Below are 21,282 nucleotides of genomic sequence, written 5' to 3' on the forward strand. Positions count from 1 at the left end.
TTTCGCGCCGGTTTATTTTACAATGAGTTCATAAACGCGCGTTTACAATAGAGGGGGTACACCATGCGAAGCGAAGATATTGCCAAGCTAGCCGGGGTTTCGCGAAGCACAGTATCCCGTGTGATCAACAATTATTCCAATGTCCCTGAGGAGACCCGGGCCAAGGTGCTGAAGATCATTGAACAGCATCAGTACGAGCCTAACAGCTTCGCCCGGGCTCTGGCCGGCAAGAAGACCGATACGATCGGGCTTTTTGCAATCAGCATGAACGAGAAAGAGAACGCGACACGGATCTATCAGAATAACTACTTCGCACCGTTCGTTGATGCCGTTGTCGACACAGCGAATGCCCGCGGCTGTTATGTTCTGATTCATACCGTATATTCTCCCGACGACTTCCTGAAGGTGAAGCAGGCTTTCCTGCAGAAACGGATTGACGGCGGCATTATAGTCGGCACCCAGAAGGATATCGAGATTGTCCGGGAAATGGTCGGTCTCGACTCACCGCTTGTGCTGATTGATTATGACATTTCGGAGATTATGTCGGAGCATCTGGACCGCAATCATCTGGCTATAGTGAATTCCAAGGACTATGAGGGTACGGTTGAAGCCATTGAGTACCTGATCGGTCTCGGCCATGAAGAAATCGGCATGATCTGCGGACGGATGAACACGTACTCCGGACGGGAACGCTATATGGCATACGAGGATACGCTGAAGCGTCATGGGCTTGCGCTGAATGAGAATTTCATCCTACAGGGTGATTTCCTCAAGGAAACCGCCTATGAAGAGGTGAAGAAGCTGCTGAATTCCGGCGGCCCGCTGCCGACTGCATTCTTCTCTTCCAATGATGATATGGCTATTTCGGCCATGGAAGCGTTCTCTGAGCATGGCATTTCCGTGCCGGAGGATATGTCAATCGCGGGGTTTGATGATGTGCAGCTCGCTTCCCGGATTCATCCCAAGCTGACCTCCGTCCGTCTGCCGATTTACGAAATGTCCAAGGCTGCTGTCGAGAAGGTCATCGAGCTGTGCGATTCACAGCAGCCGACCTTCAGCACGATCAGTTTCCCGGCACGTCTGGTGGCAAGAGATTCCTGCCAGCCGCCGAAGCAGTAATGTTCTAGTACAGAAAAATCCCTTACCCCGAGGGAATTTTTTCTCAGCTTTGTAAACGCGCGTTCACAATTGAAAGGAGACTTGTCTCTAATGAAATTCGGAACTTTTGACGACACTCGCAAAGAGTATGTAATCAACACCCCAAAAACACCTTATCCATGGATTAACTACCTCGGCAACGAGCAATTTTTCGGCCTCATCTCTAATACTGCCGGTGGTTACACCTTCTACCGCGATGCGCGCATGAGAAGACTTACCCGTTACCGGTATAACAATATTCCGCTGGATACAGGCGGCCGCTACTACTATCTGTATGATGACGGTGATTTCTGGACCCCGGGCTGGATGCCGGTAAAACGCGATCTGGACTTCTACGAATGCCGCCATGGTCTTGGCTACACTTCCATCACTGGCGAACGCAATGGAATTTCCGTTAATCAGCTTGCTTTTGTACCGATGGGCCACAATGCTGAAGTACACCGCCTTGTCGTTAAGAACACAGGCGACGCGAAGAAAACTGTTAAGCTGTTCTCTTTTGCCGAATTCTGTCTGTGGAATGCCAATGATGATATGACAAACTTCCAGCGTAACCTCAGCACCGGTGAAGTTGAAGTGAAGGATTCCGTCATTTATCACAAAACCGAATACCGTGAGCGCAGAAACCACTACGCTTTCTATTCAGTAAACAAGGAAATCGCCGGCTTCGATACTGACCGCGAATCCTTCGTGGGTATGTACAATGGTCTGGACGCTCCGCAGGCAGTTGCTGCCGGTGAAGCTACCAACTCGGTGGCCAGCGGCTGGTCGCCAATCGGCTCCCACGCACTGGAAATCACCCTGGAACCAGGTGAAGAGCAAAGCTTCATCTTCGTACTCGGCTATATCGAGAACCCTGAAGATGAGAAATGGGAATCCCTGAACGTTATCAACAAAAAGCCTGCACAGGCTGTAATCGATCAGTTCGCTACAGATGCCCAGGTTGATGCTGCCCTGGCTACCCTGGCTGCACACTGGGATAACCTGCTGTCCAAATATCAGATCCAGAGCGGTGACGACAAGCTGAACCGGATGGTTAACATCTGGAATCCGTACCAGTGTATGGTTACCTTCAACATGTCCCGTTCCGCTTCGTACTTCGAATCCGGAATCGGCCGCGGTATGGGCTTCCGCGACTCCAACCAGGACTTGCTCGGCTTCGTCCACCAGATTCCGGAGCGTGCCAGAGAGCGTATTCTCGATATCGCTGCTACCCAGTTCCCTGACGGCAGCGCGTATCACCAGTACCAGCCGCTTACCAAGAAGGGCAACAACGAAGTCGGCTCGGGCTTCAACGATGATCCGCTTTGGCTGATCTCCGGTACGGCTGCTTATATTAAGGAAACCGGCGACTACTCGATCCTTGATGAGCAGGTTCCTTTTGACAGCAATCCGGATCACACGGCTACCCTGTTCGAGCACTTGAAGCTGAGCTTCGAGCATGTAACGAATAACCTCGGACCTCACGGCCTGCCGCTGATCGGACGCGCGGACTGGAATGACTGTCTGAACCTGAACTGCTTCTCCACAGAGCCGGGCGAATCATTCCAGACTACTGAGAATATCGCAGGCGGCGTTGCGGAATCCGTGTTCATCGCAGGTCTGTTCGTCTTCGTTGGACCGGACTATGCTGAAATCTGCCGCATGCGCGGACTGGATGATGTAGCTGCTGATGCGGTTGCGAAGATCGAGAACATGAGTGCCATTACGCTGTCCCACGGCTTCGACGGCGACTGGTTCCTGCGCGCTTATGACCACTACGGCGACAAGATCGGCAGCAAGGAGAACGAAGAAGGCCAGATCTTCATCGAGCCGCAGGGGATGTGCGTAATGGCGGGTATCGGTGTGGAGAACGGCGAAGCAGCCCGTGCGTTGACTTCCGTTCAGGAACGTCTGGATACGGATTACGGTATCGTATTGCAGCAGCCTCCTTACTCCAAGTACTATGTGAACCTGGGTGAAATTTCTACGTATCCTCCGGGCTATAAAGAAAATGCCGGTATTTTCTGCCACAACAACCCATGGATCATGATCGCTGAAACGGTGCTTGGACACGGCGACAGAGCCTTTGATATCTACAAAAAAATCGCTCCGGCTTACCTGGAGGACATCAGCGAAGTTCACCGTATGGAACCTTACGTGTACTCGCAGATGATCGCCGGTAAAGACGCTGTACGTCACGGTGAAGCGAAAAACTCCTGGCTGACAGGTACAGCGGCATGGAACTATGTAGCGATTACACAGTCCATCCTCGGTATCCAGGCTGACTTTGCCGGTCTGAAGGTTGATCCTTGTATTCCTACGGAGTGGGACAGCTTCGAGATTACCCGCGTCTTCCGCGGCGACACTTATGTCATCTCGATCCAGAACCCGAACCATGTCTCCAAAGGCGTGGCCAGCCTGACTCTCGACGGCGCTGCTGTTGAAGGCAACATCATTGCTCCTGTGGGCGACGGTGCGGTTCACCAGGTTGTAGTTGTATTGGGTTAGTTAGCATGTTTTAAACTTTGAGTATAAAAAAGGAACCCGGTTGTCCGCCTAGGCGGTGCGACCGGGTTCCTTTTTTGTGATGCAGGTAAAACGTCTAAACGGGCAGGTCCTCAGTCAATCGTGACCAGCTTCCAGTTGCCGTCCTTATCCGGCATGAACCAGTAATTCCAGCTGTGCTTCACTTCCCCATCCGCTGTTGTACGGACATCATGCACATTCATGACAACTCTGCTGCTGCTTTGCTCCGAAATCTCATCGACTCCGGTGAAAGTGATGCTGCCGGGAGTGAAGGCGAATTCATTCGCCTTTGCCAGACGTATACTGGCAAAAGCCCGGTTAAACTGTTCAAGGTCCTCATTCACAATTCCCTCAAGTGCATCTCTCAGGCTCGCCTTGATCTCTTCATTAACGAGCGGATCATGAATGCCATCGATGTCAAAAGCAATCCTGCTCGGATTATCCGGAGAGACTTCTCCAGACTTAAGAGTTGATTCCGGCCTGCTGGTAGTTTCGGCCTCCGCAGACCCGCTGTCTCTAGCCGGATTCACGAGCCCGCCGCAGGCGGCAAGCAGCAGCGGTACTGCCAGGACCGGCAGCCAAAACCATGTCCGCTTCATACGCATCCTCCCTGTATCAGATGCTTGTTAGACGCCGAACTCGCTCCAAAGTTGCTGTCTGTTACGCTTGCGGCTCACTCCCAAATCCATACCTTCATTTCGCCGCTGCCGCGGTTGCCCCACAGATAGTACGGGATAGCCGTTACTTCCACCGGCTGCACATCGGCTCTGGTCCGGCTGTAAAGACCGCCGTTCCAGCTCAGCCCGTCTACCCTGTAGCCCGCTTCCCTCACCACCACAGCTCCGCCAAGCAATTCCTTGTCGTAGACCTCCATGAGCTTACTGTCTCTACTCAAGGAAATCGAGCTTAGCGGTTCACTGTTATCAGCCGCTTCCAGGCAGTAGACCAGCGGTCCGCGCTGAATGGCAGTCTTCCCGGCATCGGCACGCAGATTCGGGTGGGCGTATACGCGGTGCGCTTCCATTGGAAGCTTCAGCTCAATCACGTCGCCAGCCTTCCATTCCCTGCGGATCACAGCATAGCCCTGCTGCAGGCTTGCAGCAGCATCGCCTAACGCCTCTCCGTTCACTCTGATCTCCGCGTTCCCGCTCCAGGAAGGAATACGCAGCGCCATACCGAACTCTCCGGCTTGCGCAGGATCAACCTTCAGGGTCACGGTTCCATCCCAAGGGAAACGGCTCTGCTGGCGGATTGCAACCTCTGTGCCGCCCAGTGTGGTCTTCAGCTCACTGCCGATATACAGGTTAGTATAAAGCGTGTCGCCATGCTCAGTGTAAATATACTGATTCAGCGAGGTCAGCAGGCGCGCCACGTTCGGTGGACAGCAGGCACAACCGAACCAGCCCTGGCGCTCCGCTTTGACATGATGTTTGCCGGGATTGCAGCTGCAGGCTTGCGGCCATACTTCAAGCGGATTCACGTAGAAATAGTGTTTGCCGTCCTGTGCCATGGAGCCGAGCACATTATTATAAAGCGCCCGCTCCATCACGTCGGCATACCGGGCGTCCGGGGTCAATTCCAGCATCCGCTTGGCAAAAAAGATCAGCCCGATCGAAGCGCAGGTCTCCGCATAGACCGTATCATTCGGCAGATCATAATCAAAGGTGAACGCTTCACCATGATGTGTTGACCCGATTCCGCCAGTGATATACATCTGTTTCTCCGTCATATTGTTCCACAGGCGCACGCAGGCTTCGCGCAGCGCTTCATCTCCGGTAAGCCGGGCCAGATCGGCCATGGCTGTATACATATAGACTGCACGGACGGAATGTCCCAGGGCCACGCTCTGCTCACGGACCGGGATATGGGCCTGATTATAACTGACATCCACACTGCTTGTAGCCGTACCTGTCCAGTGCGTAACCCGTCCTCTTTGTTCCCACTCCTGATGCAGGAAGTTCGGTTCCTGTCCACGCTGATCGATGAAAAAGCTGCTGAGCTTCAGATATTTCTCTTCACCGGTCAGCCGGTACAGCTTCACAAGGGCCAGCTCAATTTCCTGATGACCGTCGTAGCCCTTCAGCTTCCCCTCTTCCGGTCCGAAGACGGTTTCAATGTGGTCAACGAACCGCCGCACAATGACCAGCAGCTTGTCTTTGCCGGTCGCTTCATAATAGGCCACTGCCGCTTCAATGAAATGTCCCGCACAATACAGCTCATGGCAGTCCAGCAGGTTCGTCCACCGTTTGCCCGGCTCTTTGAGTGTAAAATAGGTATTCAGGTATCCGTCCTCATGCTGTGCTTCGCCGACCAGCTCTATCATCTCATCCGCCTGACGCTCCAGTTCAGGATCACGCTTGATGCTAAGCGAATATCCCACTGCCTCCAGCCATTTCGCTACATCACTATCCTGAAAGACCCAGCCGTTGAACTCGCCTTCCCTCCTGCCGGCAGCGATTTCAAAATTGGCAATGGCATGGCTGGGTTCTGCTCCGGCCACCCGGTCATGCAGCGCCTCATACTGGTACGGAATAACGGTATCCTGCACCAGCCGGATATAACGCCCCCAGAATTCATCCTGAATAGCTACCTGCCGGCTTGTGTCCGCAGCTTGCTGAATATCTGCAAATTTACTCAAGTGTTTTCTCCCCTTTTCATTTCATCCTCGCTATTTGCAATTATAGACGGTAAAATGAATAAAAAACAGAATCATAAGCAACCCTATTTTTGTACTATTTCACACTCGGATTACCAACCTTCCACGGAAGTCCGGCTAATAGAAAAGAGCTTGCGAAAGGAGCAGATATGCCACCCAGTCCTGCCTATATTCATCTGTCAGCACCGCCGTTCCCCTATTTCCTGGAATGCGGCCATACCGTATATTTGCCCGGCGAGCAGCATCCAAACCGCAGCCGTATGGGGAAATTCGATCTTATTATTGTAGAACAAGGCTGCCTGTTCATCGGTGAGGATGATAAGGAGTGGACGGTAACCTCCGGGCACACCCTCCTTCTGCTGCCGGACCGCTATCATTATTCAGTTAAACCCTGCGAGGAGATCACCTCCTTCACGTGGGTTCATTTTCACACGGTCGGTGAGTGGATGGAAGCGGAAGGTGATCCTGTATATGCTGAGCGGGAGAAGCATTTCCGGCAATTCCTGATTCATCCTTATACGATCCGCATACCCCAGTTCGGACCTCTCCCGGACCCCTTCGCACGGAGCGGACAGGCAGAGCAACTACTGCAGCTTAGTCAGGGACGGCGCTCCAGCTCCGTATGGCAGCAGCAGCGCATCTTTGAAGAGATGCTGCGGATGATGGATCTGGCCCAGCAGGATACTGCGGGCAGCCAGGCGGCAGAGATCGCTGAACAGACGGAAGCCTACCTGCGCAATCATTTTACGGAGGATCTCACGAATGCATCCCTGGCGGATGCGCTGCATTTTCACTACAATTATCTGGCCCGCTGCATGAAACGTGTCTATGGGCTGACCCCTATGGAATACTTGACGGATTACCGGCTGGAGCAGGCCAAGCTGCTGCTGCTCAAGACAGAAATCCCTATATCCGGGATTGCAGAACGCACCGGCTTCGAGAGCACAGCCTACTTCTCCCGGCGCTTCAGCCGGAAGGTTGGCATCTCTCCCCTGCGCTTCCGCAAGCGTTACTCCCGCTGAATTTGCTGCAGAAGCGCTTCTATCCACGGAGCGGGGAGTCTACATAGGCTCTGCCGGAAGAATTCGGAATTCATGTACCTCCCGGCAATACGATAATCCCCGGATCCGGACAGATTTCGCGGTGTATGCTCTGATCTGTCCCCCCGGTTCCAGCACCTCCTCTGTACCCTCCTTCAGCACAACCGTTACCTGAACCTCCGATAGTGCCGCAGCCAGCAGCTCCATGTCGCTCTCCAGCACTTTATAGATATAATCCATCGGGCTACACCTGCTTTACTGTGACTTTATTTAGTGCACTTGAATAACGCTGATTGCACTGGACAACCTAATTTACGTTCATAACCTATTTGTAGAGGAGTTCTGTAATTATGGGAGTTCTAAACGGCAACCCCAAAGATGAACCGCTTCACTATGGTGAAATCTTCAATCTGTGGCAGGTCTCGGCAACAGCCAAAATGTCCTTATCTACCTATCAGGCATTTCACTTTCATGCCGGGGACCAGGATTTGAAGAAGATTATCGATGATCTTATGGATCAGGCACAGCAGGAAATTAAGGACTGTGACAAAATCCTCAAGGTGAACGGCTTCGCGCCTCCGCCTGCACTGCCGGACCGTCCCTCCGTCAAGCTCGAGGATATCCCGGCAGGCGCAAGGTTCTCCGACCCTGAGATTGCTGCGGCCCTCTCCGGGGCAGTATCGCTAAGTCTAGTGGTCTGCAGCCAGATCATGGGCATGTCGGTCCGCGAGGATATCGGCGCAATGTTCATGAAGATCCACGCGCAAATGGCCGCCTTCGGCATGGCACTGCTCAAAATGAACAAGCAGAAAGGCTGGCTGATCCCGCCTCCGCTGCAGCTAAAGAAACCAGAGCCGGTTCACGCCTGAGCAATTCACCCCTAATCCTGCGCAAGCAGGATTTTTTGTTTTATAGCTATTTTTTTCCAGACCGGTGCATATTTATTAAGACATGCCTTAAGTCTGGAGATGCTGAAGATGCGCTCATATCCCAAGTATGTCATTATTCTGCTGGCCAGCCTGCTGATTGCAGCGGGAACCAACTTTTTTCTAGTGCCCTATAAAATACTCGATGGGGGAATTATCGGCATTGCCCTCATCATTAATTACATCTCCGGCATCAAAATCGGACTGGCCATCATTGTCTGCAGTCTTCCGATCTTCCTGCTGGCCTGGTTCCGGGAGCGGGATATCTTCTATAACAGCATCCTGGGGCTGATGACCTCATCCTTCCTGATCGAACTGCTCGGGCCGCTGCAATATTACTTTCTGTATTATATCGAACTCGGTTCCATATCCAGCGCTATTATCGGCGGCTTCCTGATGGGCAGCGGGCTCGGCCTGATGCTGCGGTTCAAAGCCAGTACGGGCGGAACAGATCTGCTGGCCAAGTTCATGAAACGTTACATTCCGCTCAATGTCGGAGTGATTATTTTCCTGACGGATTTCGTAATTATCGGCGCCGGCGGTGTACTGATCTCCAAAGAGACTTTTTTTCATTCCATACTGACTATTGTCTCCGGCGGTGTTGCCACCGGTCTATGTACGCTGGAAGACTAGACTGGACTGCAAAGAACGCGTCCTTAGGCTGTCCGGTTGCCAGAGCTTCTATGCTTCTGTGTTAAAAAATGTATATTCCTTTTATCTTCTTGATAAAATTTTATTATTCGTCAGAATATATGGAATAAAGGTTGAAATTTTCACACATTGCGGCGACAATCGAATAGATAACATTCCCGGGGAGGATCGACGAAGTTGGATAGCACAAGCAACAATAGCAATACTACCGCGCATGATATCATAGACCTGTGCCTGCTGGCCGGCAAAATCATGCTGCAAAGCGGCGCCGAAACCTACCGCGTGGAGGATACCATGAGCCGTATGGCCGCATCGCTCGGATTCCCTGGAGCGCATAGCTACGTTACGCCGACAGTCATTATGTTCACCACCAGCCGAACCGAACCGGTGAAGCTGTTCCGGATAGCTGAACGGACGACCGATCTGCAAAAAGTGTCAGAGGTCAATGACATCTCGCGGCGGCTGAGCGAACGCCAGCTTACCGCAGCCGAAGCCCGCGAGCGTCTGGGGATTGTCGACGACGCGGCGCATGCTTATCCGGTTTGGCTGCAGACTGTAGCTGCCGCCCTGACCGGCGCCTGCTTCACCGTAATGTTCAAGGGCAGCCTGTGGGATGCCCTGCCGTCGCTGCTGATCTCCGGGGTCGGCTTCGCCGCCGTCACCTATCTGCACCGCCTGGTCCAGATCCGTTTCTTCGCGGAGTTCATCGCCTCCTTTATCATCGGCCTGCTGGCTTTCTTCTCTGTCAGGCTTAGCATTGGACAAGAGATGGACAAGATCATCATCGGCTGCGTAATGCCGCTTGTACCGGGGCTGCTCATCACGAATGCCGTCCGTGACCTTATGGCCGGCCATCTGGTCTCCGGCCTGTCTAAGGGAGCCGATGCCTTCCTGACCGCCTTTGCCATTGGAACCGGCATCGGACTCGTGCTGTCCCTTTTCTAATTACCACTTGAAAGAGGTAGTCCTACATGATTTTGCAACTCATAACCAGTTTCATCGCTGCCTCAGCCTTCTGCGTTCTGTTTAATGCGCCGGTGCGCGCACTGCTTCAATGCGGTTTCGCCGGAATGATCGGCTGGATACTGTATCTGCAGCTGGATGACAGATGGGATACCGTTGTTGCCACCTTTGGAGCCACCGTGGTTGTCGGAGTGATCAGCCAATTTTTTGCGCGTTCCTTCAAAATGCCGGTGATTATATTCAGCGTCGGCGGAATTATCCCGCTGGTTCCGGGCGGCCTGGCTTATGATGCCATGCGCCAGTTCGTGGAGAGTGACAACAACCAGGGGATTCAGTTTGCGGTACAGGCGCTGCTGCTGTCCGGGGCCATCGCCGCCGGCCTTGTGCTGAGCGAGGTACTGGGACAGATGTTCCGGAGGAAGCACGTATCCGGATAGTTGTTCCCCCGGGGCTCCGCCCACCGGTGCGCCTTAACGTACAATAAGCCCGCTTGCCTGCAGGGACCTGGTCCTTGCAAGGCAAGCGGGCTTATTGCGTTGTACGGGGGCACACCGATGTCTGCTTCCCTATTAAGTTCACCAAACCGTCCGTATTAAATGCAATATTAACAGTAACTATACTGTGTCTATACATTTGGCAATCGGTACGTGGAATTCGCAGCACAGAACTCTCAACTCTCTAAGTCGACGCCCTGTAGCCAAGTGAGCTAATTATTGTTTGAACTGTATACATACACAAGCCTAATTGTTGTACGTATTGCAACTTGTACCTATAGATACTGGGTGATTTGTAAGAGTTGTTGTATGAAATACAATAATTTCTGTTCGTAACCGCTCAGATAAGGGGAAATGCTGCATTTCATACAACATTTACCAATTACTCTCGATATCATGGATGGAATGTTGTATTTCGTGCAGGATTCTGGTTAAGCGGCTCCAGGGTTCGGCTCACTATTAGCCGATAATTTTCTGATAGCTGACAATATCCAGCCACCGGCCGAACTTGCGGCCGATCTCCTTGAATAAAGCGCTCTGCTCGTAGCCGTGCTTCGCGAACAGGCGGCGGCTGGGCTCATTGTCTGCACATACGGTAGCTACCAGTACATGGAACCCAAGCTCATTAGCCCGCTCTTCAATGAACCGCAGCGATTGCCCGCCCAGACCTTGTCCTCCGCTACCGGGCTTCAGGTAAATGCTGACTTCACCGGAGGTATCGTAGGCTTCTTTGTTCTTGTGCCGGGTAATTAGCACGTAGCCCTGCAGCTCCCCGTCCTGCAGAAGGACGTATGACTTAAACCGCGGGTCCCCGTTCAGCACAGACTGGCGCATTTGCATCAAGGTCTGCGGATCGGTATGAAACGATACGGTAGTGTTAAGTACATAATAGTTATAGATATCCAGCACACCGGCCAGATGTTCCTCAGTAATTTCTGCAAAATGCAGCCCGCTAGCAAGCAATTCCCCCATAATTCATTAATCCTCCCATATAGATGTTTCCAGCTGATCTACGAACCGCCGCAGCTTACCCGCGATCTTGAGATTAATAGCCCCGTTCTGATACATCTCCTGCACGGTATTCCGCTGCTCCTGAATGGCCTGCAGCTTCAGCTCCAGCTTCTCGTCATCGACAACGCCGTCTTTACTCCAGCCTTCGCCCTGCACCAGCCGGGATTCCAGCCGCTCATACTTGTCGATGACCTTCTGCGAGGCAAGCCGGTTCTCGTCGCTTATCCCGGCGCTGACGGCTGACACGGCCGCCTGACACATCGCTATCTTCGCCGTCCGGGCACTTTCGGCATTCTGCACCGCCCGCCGGCCCTCTTCCCCATTGAAGCGGCCCGAGAACAGGCCGGAGAACAGACGCTGAATTTCAGTTACGGTGAACTTAATTTGCGTATCCAGCCGTCTGCAGAGCAGCGATTCCGTATGATCCAGCAGCTCCTCCATCTTAACGGCAACAGGGGCGGGCACCGCTCCGTTCTCCAGCATCCGCCGCAGTGCTGTGCGCTCTGCCTCCAGGCCGCTCAGCCGGGCTTCAACGCCCAGCCGCCGGAACTGCTCCGTTGCCGGATCACTGTCCGGCTTGGCGGTGCACAGCCGGTCGATCTTGTCTGTGAACTCCAGTAACACCGGCTGTTTCGTCTGCTCCGGGCTCTCCGTAACCAGGCTGCGCAGCATCGACATCCCGGCGTCGATCACTACATTCCTGGCTGCCAGTTCCGTATTTCCGTAGCCAATCGTCTGCACCACGGTCTCCTCTTTGTCGGCCAGCAGCGGCAGGAAGATACTGGCAATGACCAGCGACATCAGAATGACACCTGCGGCCAGCGCAATTATCAGATCCCGTTCAGGGAACGGCGTGATACCGTCCCCGAGCACGAGCGGAATGGAGAAGGCACCGGCAAGCGTAACCGCTCCGCGCACGCCGGAGATTGAAGTAATGACCTGTGACTTAAGCGGCGCCTTCTCTACCCGGCGGAACCGGCTCTCCCATAGGGAATAGGCATAGACCCATAGGAACCGCAGCACAATGAGCAGCGCGGTAATCGCCATCACATAACCTGCAACCATGAAGTTGTTAAGCGTCTGATCATGGTAGATGACCTCCACTACATCCGGTACGGACACTCCGAGGATCAGGAATACCAGTCCGTTCAACACCAGCAGCAGCACCGACCAGGTACTGGCTGATACAAGCTGCAGCTTATACTGCGGCGATACGGCCCGGTCCTTCTCAATGGCGTACATTACACCACCGGCCACAACAGCGAGGATGCCGGATACGCCAATCTCTTCACTGATCAGATAAATGATAAACGGCGTAAGAATCTGCAGCAGCACATGGATCGTCACATCCTCCATACCGAATCTGCGGATGAATACACTGAGGCGGATCAGCAGAAAGGAGAGCGCCGCACCCAGCAGCAGACCGCCTGCGGCAATCATTACAAAGCTGAGCGATGCCTTAGGAAGCGAGAAAACTCCCGTAACCATGGCCGCGATCGCAAATTTGAAGGCAACCAGACCGGAAGCGTCATTCATCAGCGATTCACCTTCAAGGATACGGTGTATACTTTTCGGCAGATGCACCCTTCCGGCCAGCGCACCGACCGCTACAGCATCCGTAGGGGACAGAATCGCCGCCAGTGCAAAAGATGCCGCCAGCGGAATTGAAGGAATCATCCAGTTAATGGCATACCCTGCGACAAAAACAGTTACAAATACAAGCCCCAGCGCCAGCAGCAAGATCGGTGCTCTAAGGTTCCACAGCTCATCACGCGGTGTCCGTCTCCCGTCATTGAACAGCAGGGGGGCAATGAACAACACAAAAAACAGTTCAGGCTCAAAGGACATATGTATTCCGGTCGGCACAAGTGCGGCGATGATCCCGAGTCCGATCTGAATCAGAGGAACCGGCACAAACGGAATGAAACGGTTCACGATATTCGATACCGCGATTAGCCCGAGCATCAGCAGCACAGCAAGAAAAGTCTCCAAGCCCCATCATCTCCCGAATATCTTTTTTCAAAATATTATATCCTATATTTGCAGCTATTTGCAGCAACTGCATAAACGCCAATAAACGGAAGACACACCGGAATTTCCGCTTGTGCCTCCCGCTATATTCTCTATCCAGCGTCCATCCTGCCGCCTCACTGCAGAAGCAGCAGCTTTAGGATCAGGATTCGGACACCACCGTGAACCGTTCGCCGATATGCTGCGGCTGTTCAAGCTCATCTACAATCGCAATCGCATAGTCGGCATAACTTACGTAGCTCTCGCCTTTGGAATTAACGAGCAGATGATCCTTGCCCTTCACATATGCACCTGTTCTCTCCCCGACGGCAAAATTGGCTGACGGACTGACAAACGTCCAGCGGAGTCCCTCCGTGGTTTGAAGAATCTCCAGATTCTTACCTTGGTTCAGGGCTGTCGGCTTCACAAAATCCGGGAACCCCGGTGTGTCCACAACCTTCACCGTCCGGGCTTCATCCACGTACAAGCTTCCCGCACCGCCGACGACAATCAACCGGGTATCCGGCACATTCTTAAGAGCCTCAATCAGAACATTTCCGGCCTCCACATGCAGATGCTCCTGTCCAAACGGCGCTCCGAACGCATTTATGACGGCATCATAAATCCGCAAATCTTCAGCCGTCAAGGACAGGATATCCTTTTCCAGCACCGATGCTCTACTGTCCGTTACCTTCGCAGGGTTCCGCACTATAGCGGTAACCTCATGTCCCCTGTCCAGCGCTTCCTTCACAATCTCACTGCCTGCTTTGCCGCCTGCTCCAATGACTGCTATTTTCATGATAAATGCCTCCTAAGATAGTTAGAGCCTCAAGCCAGCCGCAGAATATCGCTGATGATCTCCTTGTCGACATCCAGATCGAACTTCCGGCCCCAGAAGCAGCCTGCACCCTGTTCGCGAATCCGTTCATAATCCTCGGCCCGCAGTGTTCTGGGGAATTCCGGTCCGGTATTCCAATCCGTGTAACGTTTGATCTCATTGCTTACATTATCCTTATATTTACTGTTCAAAATAATTGAATGGAAGAAGATCTCATCGCCGCAGAACGAATTCCGGAACAACCGGACGTATCCGGGATGCTCCGCGATGAATTCGAGGATATACTGCATGCATCCCCCGGTAAGTGACATCCAGTTCGAGCCCTTATACAGCGCCTCCGGCAGATCCTTCAGGCTGCGCTTAAGCCAGGGTACAGACATCACCAGATTGATATAACGGTTGCGGATCTCTGAGACAGCTTTGGCCCGGGAGACCAGGAACCGCGGATAATACACAGACACCCGGTACAGGCAGCCCCACATTTCCGCCTCATTCGGAAGCTGCAGATGCTTGACGAACTCCTGCCCTTCATGCTCCTTGAAGAAATCAGCAATCACCTTATTGGAGGCAAGAGGCAAATCCTGTCCGCTGATGATATGAACATAGTTATAATTCCCGCTTGCCCGGATCAGTTCGAAACACTTCAGGATGCATTCAATCTGGCCGTAATGGCCCCACTGTACGTCTACCGGCTGCTCTACGAAATGAATATCTTCGCGATGGATAATTTGCTCTTCGATACCGCTTTTTTTATCCACATGAAGGAAAAACTCCACATGCTCATCCGTTAAACGATCGATCAGCAAATTAATCTGCTGAGGGCTCTTGTGACAGAGGACAACATAAGCCATTTTGAAATTGTGCAAAAGATTCATCCTTTCGCTCATTTATTTCCACATATTATAGGGGAATGAGCGAAGATGGACAAGTTTTCATTCCTCTCAGCCTTTGACAAGCAGCCGGATTCCAATATTCCACGGGTCTCTCAAGGTAGTGATGCCGCCTTCTACTTCTACACGGTACCCCGCTTGCTTCACACGTTCCGCCACTTCAGATACATCCCCGTTGCCCGGAAGCAGCAGAGTGAAATAATCGATGCCCGCCGCATTGGCCGGAGCCGCCTTAGCTCCTTGTCCCGCCCAGACATTAAGCCCCATATGGTGATGGTATCCGCCCGCCGAGATAAATAGTGCAGCGTCCCCGTAATGAGCCGTGATTGCAAAACCAAGCGCATCCACATAGAATTTCTTGGCCTCCGCCAGATCGCCTACATGAAAGTGCACATGCCCGATCACGGTGCCCGCAGGCAGTCCGGTCCAGTTCAGCCCTTCGGAAGCCGCCAGCAAGCCGTCCACATCAACCGGGTCTGTAGTCATCACCACATTGCCAGTAGGCTCATACTTCCAGGTGTCGCGCGGCCGGTCGCGGTATATCTCAATGCCGTTATTGTCCGGGTCCTGAAGATACAGCGCTTCGCTGACCAGATGATCACCCTGGCCGATCTCGATGCCCGCATCAATCAGATTACGCAGCACCAGTCCGAGACTCGGACGGTCGGGCACCAGAATCGCGAAATGATACAGTCCGGCTGCCGAATTACGGCGCAGAATCTGAGCCTGTTCAATCTCCCGCAGCACCAGCAGCACATGCACGCCGTCCGCCGTCAGTTCAACCTCACGCCCCTGCTGGCGCAGGATCTTCAGTCCGATTACATTCTGATAAAAGGTGAGCGAACGCTCCAAATTGCTTACTCTAATCTGTACAAGTCCAATTTCCAGTTCTTGCGGCAGTGCTGCAGTTGTCGTCATATAAACCCCTCCTGAATAAAAACATATGGATAATATAAAAGGCTAAACCCTCCGGTGCCGTTCGTGCTCAGTGCTGCTTAGTCTTGACTGTTTATAGAATCATCATTCAAGCTTGTAACTGTTTCCGTTACACATTAACTAACTTTAGTATAGTTGCACTCTATATGTTTGTCAATTACTTTTCAAAATCGTCCGGAGAGGCGAATCAGGCGGTAATCCAATAGTTATATCCGGTGAGATCAAAGGAATATATCCCTTAAATTCCCCATTCAGCTGACTTCCGCGGAAATAGAGGACTTCATACCTCATTTGGTTGGTCTACCTAATCAATCAATGGCACATTGTATTCGGTTTTTCGCATACATTCGGCTCATCTGTCCTATCAGTGGCACATTGCTCCGATTGTATTCGGTTTTTCGCATACATTCGGCTCATCTGTCATATCAGTGGCACATTATATTCGGTTTTTCGTATACATTGGCTCATCTGTCCTATCAATGGCACATTATATTCGGTTTTTCGCATACATTCGGCTCATCTACCCTATCAATGGCACATTGTATTCGGTTTTTCGTATACATTGGCTCATCTGTCCTATCAGTGGCACATTATATTCGGTTTTTCGCATACATTGGCTCATCTCTACGGATAAACTCCAAATTTCAATGAAATTTATCTACAACAGACGAATATCATAACTTCTTATAAAAAAGCCCGGCCAATTGGCCAGGCTGCGAAGCAGTCATCCGTTGTATTTGGGTTCACTAAGCATTTCAAATGATACATCCTGTGCAGTAATCCTAAGCTCACTCAGCGGCGGGTCCAGCAGAACCCGTAATTCAAACCCTTGTTCCACCGCATAGATCTCGGTATACAACCAGACCATTCTGTTCAGGCGTTCAGGCAGAACCAACCCGGTCACCCCGGTAAAGGTTAGTCTGATATCACACTGATAATGCATGGCTCCGCCGCAGTCCAGAATGATCTCCACAACCTCCTCCGACGTCACAGCATACGAAATCACCCTGGAATCATGGAGAGATTTCTCGACTAACTGAACAGCATTTAATGGGAGATTATCCTTAATCGAAAGATAACCGCTGTAGTATTCATCATCCAGCACCTTCATCCTGGCTTCGTATTCATTACGCCACTGCTGCGCCTGTTCTTTGAACTCAGGTTCTGGATAAGTAGAATTGATTGTTCCGTCATGAATGGATGGATGGAAGTATTCCGGAAGGTACTTCAGCAAATCCGCTTTGAGGTATTCCAGGAAATCCCTCGTCCTCTCCTTATAGCTGAGCCCCTCCGCAGCATGCCACGCAACATCCTCCAGCCAATCCTGCTCCATCTCAGGGAACACCATAAAGCCGCGCACCTGCATTTCTTCATACCATGAATATGTATAAAATTTCATTTGGCGCTCCTTTACTCCCCAAGTCTCATCTATTGGTAATCTTCGTGCCCATATATACCCTTTTTTCAAGCGTCGCCTGCTGAACCCAGTTCTGTAGTTCCGCCCGGTTAATCATGAACTGCTCATCGACTTTCATATAGGGAATTCCCGTAAGTGAACCATTATACTTTAGAACCTCGTGCTCTGCCTTGATAATATTCAGCACCTCATTCTCAGTTAAATGCAGAAATTCCGCTGCCTCCGACATTGTCATTAATGGGCTCTCAGCGGCAGTAGATACAGTCTGCTCTAACAGTTCCGCTTGCTCTTTGGCCTCCGTCTGCAACTGGGCAATCTGTGTTTCCATCGCCTTTTCATTGCTGGATGCACGTTCGTTGCTGATAATCAGACTGCTTGCGATTAAAGAAAGACCCAGAATCAGTGCTGCTCCCAGGATTGTAATTTGATTCTTCATGTACAATATCCCCTTACTCCTTTGTAAAATCAAGGTGCAGACAGTCCCCTATCTGCCGCTAAAGCCGCTTGTCTATAATATGCTTGTTCTCCTTGATCTCCTTGCGGAGCAGCCGGATTTCCTGAATCAATTCGTCCAGTTTGTAGGTAGCCCTAGATCCATCAATGGCCTTGCGGATAATCAGCATAAAGACCAGCAACGACAGGAACCATATAATCAGTGCCAAAAATACCATCATATCAATGCTCTTCCCCCTTATTCCAGTAAGCCACACATGGTGTCAGTCTAAACCATCTGGAATAATGTGTAAAGCATAGATCCGCTCATGAAATAGCCTCACAAAGTGGGGCTTTGGCTTCGATTATGACTCAGTTACATTGCGGGGACCCCAAAACATATAAATTCTTATCAATCAAAAAAGGGGCCCTGCCGGGATCCGGCAGGGCCAAAGTCTATTATAAGGGGGTCATGTGATTAATATACAGGCTGAAGCTTAATGCCTGATGAAAATCACATAAAGGTTTGATGAATTTATAAGTCCTAAACAAAGAGATAGACCCTGCCGAGGCACGGCGGGGTCTATCATAAATGTATCCACTGGGGGGTGGAGACCTTTAATATACTCCCCGAACCTTAAAAGTACATAAATCTCTGCTGAAAGTTTCCTTAAGTTTCTGTGGCAGTCTACAAAATCTTACATCACGGGCCGGTGCCGCTTGAGGTTACATTCCAGCCCAGTCTGCTTTTCTTCACATAGATGTAGCTTCGCTCTGTTTGTTCAGCAAAGTACAGATTACCGTACCTTGGATCATCCTTAATCCGTCCTTCTGTAACCCTGCCTGCCAATGCAGCCGCCGGATCACGAATCAGCAGGCTCTTGCGTACAGCGAGCTCAGGGGTAGGAGAAGGACAAATGAGCAGATACAATAACCCGAGCCCGAGCAATACCGTTATATAAAAAGCAGCGCCTTTTCGCTTGCGCATAGAGTTTCGAATACCATATTCCTCCTCTGCCTCACGAAACAGGAATTTGATGTACGATCTGATCCAGTGTAACCTCCTGCAGCACATTCTCCATCGCTTTCTGCGCAAGAGAGAACACGGGAATAATTGCCCCGGCAATGTTCTTGCCGACCGGGCACTCCGGGTTCGGATGCTCGTGGACAGAGAAGAGTGAATCCTCTTCCACTGCATTGACCGCCTTGTAAATCTGCAGAAGCGTGATATCCGCGCTACTCCGGGTAAGCTTCGCACCGGCTACCCCGGGGCGTACCTCCACCAGACCGGCCTTGTTCAGCATGCCTGTAAGGCGGCGGATGACAACCGGATTCGTATTGACGCTGCCGGCGATCCACTCCGAGGTGCTTTTACCGTCTTTGTTGCTGTCTATTAAAGTTAGAATATGAATAGCGACCGCAAACCGGGTGCTGATGTTCATGGGAATCTCTCCTTCATACTGACCAGAATGCTTCCCGGCAGATGTAACAATAATAGTTACATTCTAGATAATTGTCAATCCTGCAAGGAGCTCCGTGACCTCCTCGGGGTACTTCTGACTCAGACGTTTCTTCCCCAGATTACTCTTCACGATCCGGATCATCAGCTTATCGCCGCTCCCGGCCAGTCTGCGCAGCAAGGCAAAGCCCGCATCCGGCTGGCTGGCAACAAACAGGCTAAGCGCATACTCCATCCCTTTGGATAATACGCGGAGATGCTCAGGATCGGCTTGTCTGTATTTGCCCGACAGCAGCTCGTTCAGGATTTGCTCTGACAGCTCCAGACTGTAGTCGGCACAGGCTTGTTCCTTAAGCAAGGGAGGATGCGCCAGCGCGGCAATAAAAGCACGCAGTTCCAGCACGGTCGCTTCCATTCTCCAGCCTTCAAGCAGCCTGTGCAGCAGCCCGAAGCCGAACTCTCCAATCTGCTGCAATGCCATGGCCGCCGCCTCACGAACGCGCCATCTTGAATCATTCATTGCCCTGCGCAGCCTGACTTCTATCCCGGATCTTTCTCCCGGCTCCGCATATCCGTAATACGCACCGTAAGCCAGTAAAGCACAGAATGGAAGAAATTCCTCCGGGTCATTAGCCTCCGCCTCCGCTGCAGAAATATCCGTCCAGGAAGTGAGCAGCGACAACGACTGTGCTGAAAGCCCAGTACGGGCGTAATATCGGGAGAACTCCCCGGCAAGGCTCAGGTTCGCCCGCGGACCCGGCAGCCCGCTCCGGTTCATGTAATCCTCTGCGAGCAGCGGCCATTGTTCACTGTTCTCTATCTGCTGCTGAAACGGCAATGCGGCAAGCTTGCCACTATTCACCTTCATCCCTCCGGTTTCAATGGTTTCCTTCATTGGAGTACATTACAACGCCTTGCGCATCATACGGATAGTCGATCTGCTGCTTCACGGCAGCCATAGCCTCCCGGCCGGCAAATAAGGATACCAGATATAATCCCAGATCAATTGAGGTTGAGACCCCGCCTCCGGTAATAACATTCCCGTCCTGCACAATCCGGGCCTGAACCACTTCCCGGCAATACGGCTCAAGCAGCTCATATGCCGATGCATGCGTTGTGGCCCTTCGTCCCTCCAGTAATCCGGCAGCACCCAGCAGCAGGGCACCGGTGCATACGGATACCAGATATGGAACCCCGCTTGCTCCCTGAAGCCAGGAGATAAAGCTCCCGTCATGACGCAATGCCCTCGTTCCGGACCCGCCGGGCACAAATACCAGATCATACACTGATAAATCCGGCAGCACTTTACCGGTTTTGACCGTAAGCCCCATTTCATCTGTGATTTCCCCGGCCGGACCGCAGATATCCCACTCCAGCCCTCCCCCTGCTGGGAACTGGCGCAGCCTGTAGATTACATCATAAAAACCCGCGAAATCCAGAAACGTAATGCCGTCAAACAGAATAAAAGCAATTTTCACGCTACCCGCTCCTTCAATATCCGTCGTCCTGTAATTTTACTCGCTGTCGTAAGCCTGCAAAGCAACGGGCAAGGCCTGAATGACCACATTGCCTACAGCCGGAAGAGGCAGCAGGACTGCGCTTATAATCTCCTCACGGGTAGCGCCGAGTGATTTGGCATGCTTGACATGAAAGGCCAGCCCGCTTTCCAGCCTGACCGCCGCGAGTACGGAGATATAGGCAATTTCTTCTGTTTTGGCGTCAAGCGCACTTGCTGCATCCAGCTTCTGCACGACTTCCCCCCAGGCCTTCTGCTGCTCCGGTGCTTCCTTCATAAACGTCATGAATGCATTGCTGACTTGCGGTAGATTGTCCATTCTTTGTCCCTCCATTGGTAGAATACAATAATAAAGAAGTCCACCCTCTTCAGGGCAGACC

General features: G+C 52.0%; 23 protein-coding genes. 7 read left to right on the forward strand and 16 right to left on the reverse strand.

What is annotated here, in order from left to right; translation table 11 throughout:
* The first annotated feature begins 63 nt into the window (after positions 1 to 63).
* Together NSU14_RS17365 and NSU14_RS17370 are read left to right on the forward strand one after the other, a co-directional pair.
* Entirely contained in the window at positions 64 to 1,119 is a 1,056-nt protein-coding gene (locus NSU14_RS17365; protein ID WP_042136273.1) for a LacI family DNA-binding transcriptional regulator, read from the forward strand.
* A 90-nt stretch (positions 1,120 to 1,209) separates the two neighbouring features.
* A complete protein-coding gene (locus tag NSU14_RS17370; RefSeq protein ID WP_171716501.1) occupies positions 1,210 to 3,645 on the forward strand; it encodes a GH36-type glycosyl hydrolase domain-containing protein in 2,436 nt (811 codons plus the stop codon).
* Positions 3,646 to 3,755: 110 nt separating this feature from the next.
* Here NSU14_RS17370 and NSU14_RS17375 read toward each other — a convergent pair whose 3' ends face one another.
* Both NSU14_RS17375 and NSU14_RS17380 read right to left on the reverse strand, forming a co-directional pair.
* Positions 3,756 to 4,262, reverse strand: a complete 507-nt coding sequence (locus NSU14_RS17375; protein ID WP_340946447.1) for a hypothetical protein — start codon at positions 4,260 to 4,262, stop codon at positions 3,756 to 3,758.
* A gap of 74 nt (positions 4,263 to 4,336) precedes the next feature.
* Entirely contained in the window at positions 4,337 to 6,301 is a 1,965-nt protein-coding gene (locus tag NSU14_RS17380; RefSeq protein WP_340946449.1) for a glycoside hydrolase family 127 protein, read from the reverse strand.
* A gap of 167 nt (positions 6,302 to 6,468) precedes the next feature.
* Between NSU14_RS17380 and NSU14_RS17385 the strand changes: the two genes are divergently transcribed.
* Positions 6,469 to 7,341, forward strand: a complete 873-nt coding sequence (locus NSU14_RS17385) for a helix-turn-helix transcriptional regulator (protein WP_340946451.1) — start codon at positions 6,469 to 6,471, stop codon at positions 7,339 to 7,341.
* A gap of 39 nt (positions 7,342 to 7,380) precedes the next feature.
* On the opposite strand, the gene NSU14_RS17390 is transcribed toward NSU14_RS17385, so the two are convergent.
* Positions 7,381 to 7,599 carry a hypothetical protein gene (locus NSU14_RS17390; protein ID WP_042136267.1) on the reverse strand — a complete coding sequence of 73 codons (219 nt, stop codon included), beginning with the start codon at positions 7,597 to 7,599 and terminating at the stop codon, positions 7,381 to 7,383.
* A gap of 110 nt (positions 7,600 to 7,709) precedes the next feature.
* Here NSU14_RS17390 and NSU14_RS17395 point away from each other — a divergent pair, with 110 nt between their 5' ends.
* The 4 genes from NSU14_RS17395 (at position 7,710) to NSU14_RS17410 (ending at position 10,336) form a co-directional block, all read left to right on the forward strand.
* Entirely contained in the window at positions 7,710 to 8,228 is a 519-nt protein-coding gene (locus NSU14_RS17395; RefSeq protein ID WP_336102235.1) for a DUF3231 family protein, read from the forward strand.
* A 108-nt stretch (positions 8,229 to 8,336) separates the two neighbouring features.
* Entirely contained in the window at positions 8,337 to 8,918 is a 582-nt protein-coding gene (locus NSU14_RS17400; RefSeq protein ID WP_039297036.1) for a YitT family protein, read from the forward strand.
* 195 nt (positions 8,919 to 9,113) lie between these two features.
* Positions 9,114 to 9,881: a threonine/serine exporter family protein gene (locus tag NSU14_RS17405; RefSeq protein WP_042136262.1), complete on the forward strand. Its 768-nt coding sequence runs from the start codon at positions 9,114 to 9,116 to the stop codon at positions 9,879 to 9,881.
* A gap of 26 nt (positions 9,882 to 9,907) precedes the next feature.
* The gene (locus tag NSU14_RS17410) at positions 9,908 to 10,336 is read left to right on the forward strand and encodes a threonine/serine exporter family protein (RefSeq protein WP_042136260.1); all 429 of its coding nucleotides are present in this window, start codon (positions 9,908 to 9,910) and stop codon (positions 10,334 to 10,336) included.
* Positions 10,337 to 10,852: 516 nt separating this feature from the next.
* On the opposite strand, the gene NSU14_RS17415 is transcribed toward NSU14_RS17410, so the two are convergent.
* The 13 genes from NSU14_RS17415 to NSU14_RS17475 form a co-directional block, all read right to left on the reverse strand.
* Positions 10,853 to 11,365: a GNAT family N-acetyltransferase gene (locus NSU14_RS17415; protein WP_076245325.1), complete on the reverse strand. Its 513-nt coding sequence runs from the start codon at positions 11,363 to 11,365 to the stop codon at positions 10,853 to 10,855.
* A gap of 6 nt (positions 11,366 to 11,371) precedes the next feature.
* A complete protein-coding gene (locus NSU14_RS17420) occupies positions 11,372 to 13,396 on the reverse strand; it encodes a Na+/H+ antiporter (protein ID WP_340946455.1) in 2,025 nt (674 codons plus the stop codon).
* Positions 13,397 to 13,577: 181 nt separating this feature from the next.
* Positions 13,578 to 14,213 (reverse strand): NAD(P)-dependent oxidoreductase, encoded by a 636-nt coding sequence (locus NSU14_RS17425; RefSeq protein WP_042136253.1) that lies wholly within the window; start codon positions 14,211 to 14,213, stop codon positions 13,578 to 13,580.
* A gap of 29 nt (positions 14,214 to 14,242) precedes the next feature.
* A complete protein-coding gene (locus NSU14_RS17430) occupies positions 14,243 to 15,118 on the reverse strand; it encodes a beta-1,6-N-acetylglucosaminyltransferase (RefSeq protein ID WP_340946457.1) in 876 nt (291 codons plus the stop codon).
* A 75-nt stretch (positions 15,119 to 15,193) separates the two neighbouring features.
* Positions 15,194 to 16,060 carry a VOC family protein gene (locus tag NSU14_RS17435; RefSeq protein ID WP_340946459.1) on the reverse strand — a complete coding sequence of 289 codons (867 nt, stop codon included), beginning with the start codon at positions 16,058 to 16,060 and terminating at the stop codon, positions 15,194 to 15,196.
* Between the two features lie 742 nt (positions 16,061 to 16,802).
* Entirely contained in the window at positions 16,803 to 17,477 is a 675-nt protein-coding gene (locus tag NSU14_RS17440) for a DUF4085 family protein (RefSeq protein WP_340946461.1), read from the reverse strand.
* A gap of 25 nt (positions 17,478 to 17,502) precedes the next feature.
* On the reverse strand, positions 17,503 to 17,931 hold the full coding sequence (locus NSU14_RS17445) for a helix-turn-helix domain-containing protein (RefSeq protein WP_042136245.1): 429 nt from the start codon (positions 17,929 to 17,931) through the stop codon (positions 17,503 to 17,505).
* Positions 17,932 to 17,989: 58 nt separating this feature from the next.
* Positions 17,990 to 18,169, reverse strand: coding sequence for a hypothetical protein (locus tag NSU14_RS17450; RefSeq protein WP_042136244.1), 180 nt, complete (start codon positions 18,167 to 18,169; stop codon positions 17,990 to 17,992).
* A 461-nt stretch (positions 18,170 to 18,630) separates the two neighbouring features.
* On the reverse strand, positions 18,631 to 18,915 hold the full coding sequence (locus NSU14_RS17455; RefSeq protein WP_042136242.1) for a hypothetical protein: 285 nt from the start codon (positions 18,913 to 18,915) through the stop codon (positions 18,631 to 18,633).
* Between the two features lie 31 nt (positions 18,916 to 18,946).
* Entirely contained in the window at positions 18,947 to 19,369 is a 423-nt protein-coding gene (locus NSU14_RS17460) for an Rrf2 family transcriptional regulator (protein WP_039297077.1), read from the reverse strand.
* Between the two features lie 63 nt (positions 19,370 to 19,432).
* Entirely contained in the window at positions 19,433 to 20,281 is an 849-nt protein-coding gene (locus NSU14_RS17465; protein WP_340946465.1) for a HEAT repeat domain-containing protein, read from the reverse strand.
* A complete protein-coding gene (locus NSU14_RS17470) occupies positions 20,265 to 20,864 on the reverse strand; it encodes a DJ-1/PfpI family protein (protein ID WP_340946467.1) in 600 nt (199 codons plus the stop codon). The genes NSU14_RS17465 and NSU14_RS17470 overlap by 17 nt, the downstream gene beginning before the upstream one ends.
* A 36-nt stretch (positions 20,865 to 20,900) precedes the next feature.
* A complete protein-coding gene (locus NSU14_RS17475; RefSeq protein ID WP_042136236.1) occupies positions 20,901 to 21,221 on the reverse strand; it encodes a carboxymuconolactone decarboxylase family protein in 321 nt (106 codons plus the stop codon).
* Positions 21,222 to 21,282 lie beyond the last annotated feature (61 nt).

It is taken from the genome of Paenibacillus sp. FSL R10-2771 (assembly GCF_038000205.1).
Classification (GTDB): domain Bacteria; phylum Bacillota; class Bacilli; order Paenibacillales; family Paenibacillaceae; genus Paenibacillus_AQ; species Paenibacillus_AQ phytohabitans.

What these genes read in the sequence shown, in the direction of transcription:
- NSU14_RS17390 (WP_042136267.1), bottom strand. Translation starts at nt 7,599, where the DNA reads ATGGATTATATCTATAAAGTGCTGGAGAGCGACATGGAGCTGCTGGCT.
- NSU14_RS17365 (WP_042136273.1), top strand. Translation starts at nt 64, where the DNA reads ATGCGAAGCGAAGATATTGCCAAGCTAGCCGGGGTTTCGCGAAGCACA.
- NSU14_RS17395 (WP_336102235.1), top strand. Translation starts at nt 7,710, where the DNA reads ATGGGAGTTCTAAACGGCAACCCCAAAGATGAACCGCTTCACTATGGT.
- NSU14_RS17375 (WP_340946447.1), bottom strand. Translation starts at nt 4,262, where the DNA reads ATGAAGCGGACATGGTTTTGGCTGCCGGTCCTGGCAGTACCGCTGCTG.
- NSU14_RS17415 (WP_076245325.1), bottom strand. Translation starts at nt 11,365, where the DNA reads ATGGGGGAATTGCTTGCTAGCGGGCTGCATTTTGCAGAAATTACTGAG.
- NSU14_RS17455 (WP_042136242.1), bottom strand. Translation starts at nt 18,915, where the DNA reads ATGCGCAAGCGAAAAGGCGCTGCTTTTTATATAACGGTATTGCTCGGG.
- NSU14_RS17440 (WP_340946461.1), bottom strand. Translation starts at nt 17,477, where the DNA reads ATGAAATTTTATACATATTCATGGTATGAAGAAATGCAGGTGCGCGGC.
- NSU14_RS17400 (WP_039297036.1), top strand. Translation starts at nt 8,337, where the DNA reads ATGCGCTCATATCCCAAGTATGTCATTATTCTGCTGGCCAGCCTGCTG.
- NSU14_RS17450 (WP_042136244.1), bottom strand. Translation starts at nt 18,169, where the DNA reads ATGATGGTATTTTTGGCACTGATTATATGGTTCCTGTCGTTGCTGGTC.
- NSU14_RS17425 (WP_042136253.1), bottom strand. Translation starts at nt 14,213, where the DNA reads ATGAAAATAGCAGTCATTGGAGCAGGCGGCAAAGCAGGCAGTGAGATT.
- NSU14_RS17370 (WP_171716501.1), top strand. Translation starts at nt 1,210, where the DNA reads ATGAAATTCGGAACTTTTGACGACACTCGCAAAGAGTATGTAATCAAC.
- NSU14_RS17410 (WP_042136260.1), top strand. Translation starts at nt 9,908, where the DNA reads ATGATTTTGCAACTCATAACCAGTTTCATCGCTGCCTCAGCCTTCTGC.
- NSU14_RS17385 (WP_340946451.1), top strand. Translation starts at nt 6,469, where the DNA reads ATGCCACCCAGTCCTGCCTATATTCATCTGTCAGCACCGCCGTTCCCC.
- NSU14_RS17475 (WP_042136236.1), bottom strand. Translation starts at nt 21,221, where the DNA reads ATGGACAATCTACCGCAAGTCAGCAATGCATTCATGACGTTTATGAAG.
- NSU14_RS17445 (WP_042136245.1), bottom strand. Translation starts at nt 17,931, where the DNA reads ATGAAGAATCAAATTACAATCCTGGGAGCAGCACTGATTCTGGGTCTT.
- NSU14_RS17460 (WP_039297077.1), bottom strand. Translation starts at nt 19,369, where the DNA reads ATGAACATCAGCACCCGGTTTGCGGTCGCTATTCATATTCTAACTTTA.
- NSU14_RS17465 (WP_340946465.1), bottom strand. Translation starts at nt 20,281, where the DNA reads ATGAAGGAAACCATTGAAACCGGAGGGATGAAGGTGAATAGTGGCAAG.
- NSU14_RS17435 (WP_340946459.1), bottom strand. Translation starts at nt 16,060, where the DNA reads ATGACGACAACTGCAGCACTGCCGCAAGAACTGGAAATTGGACTTGTA.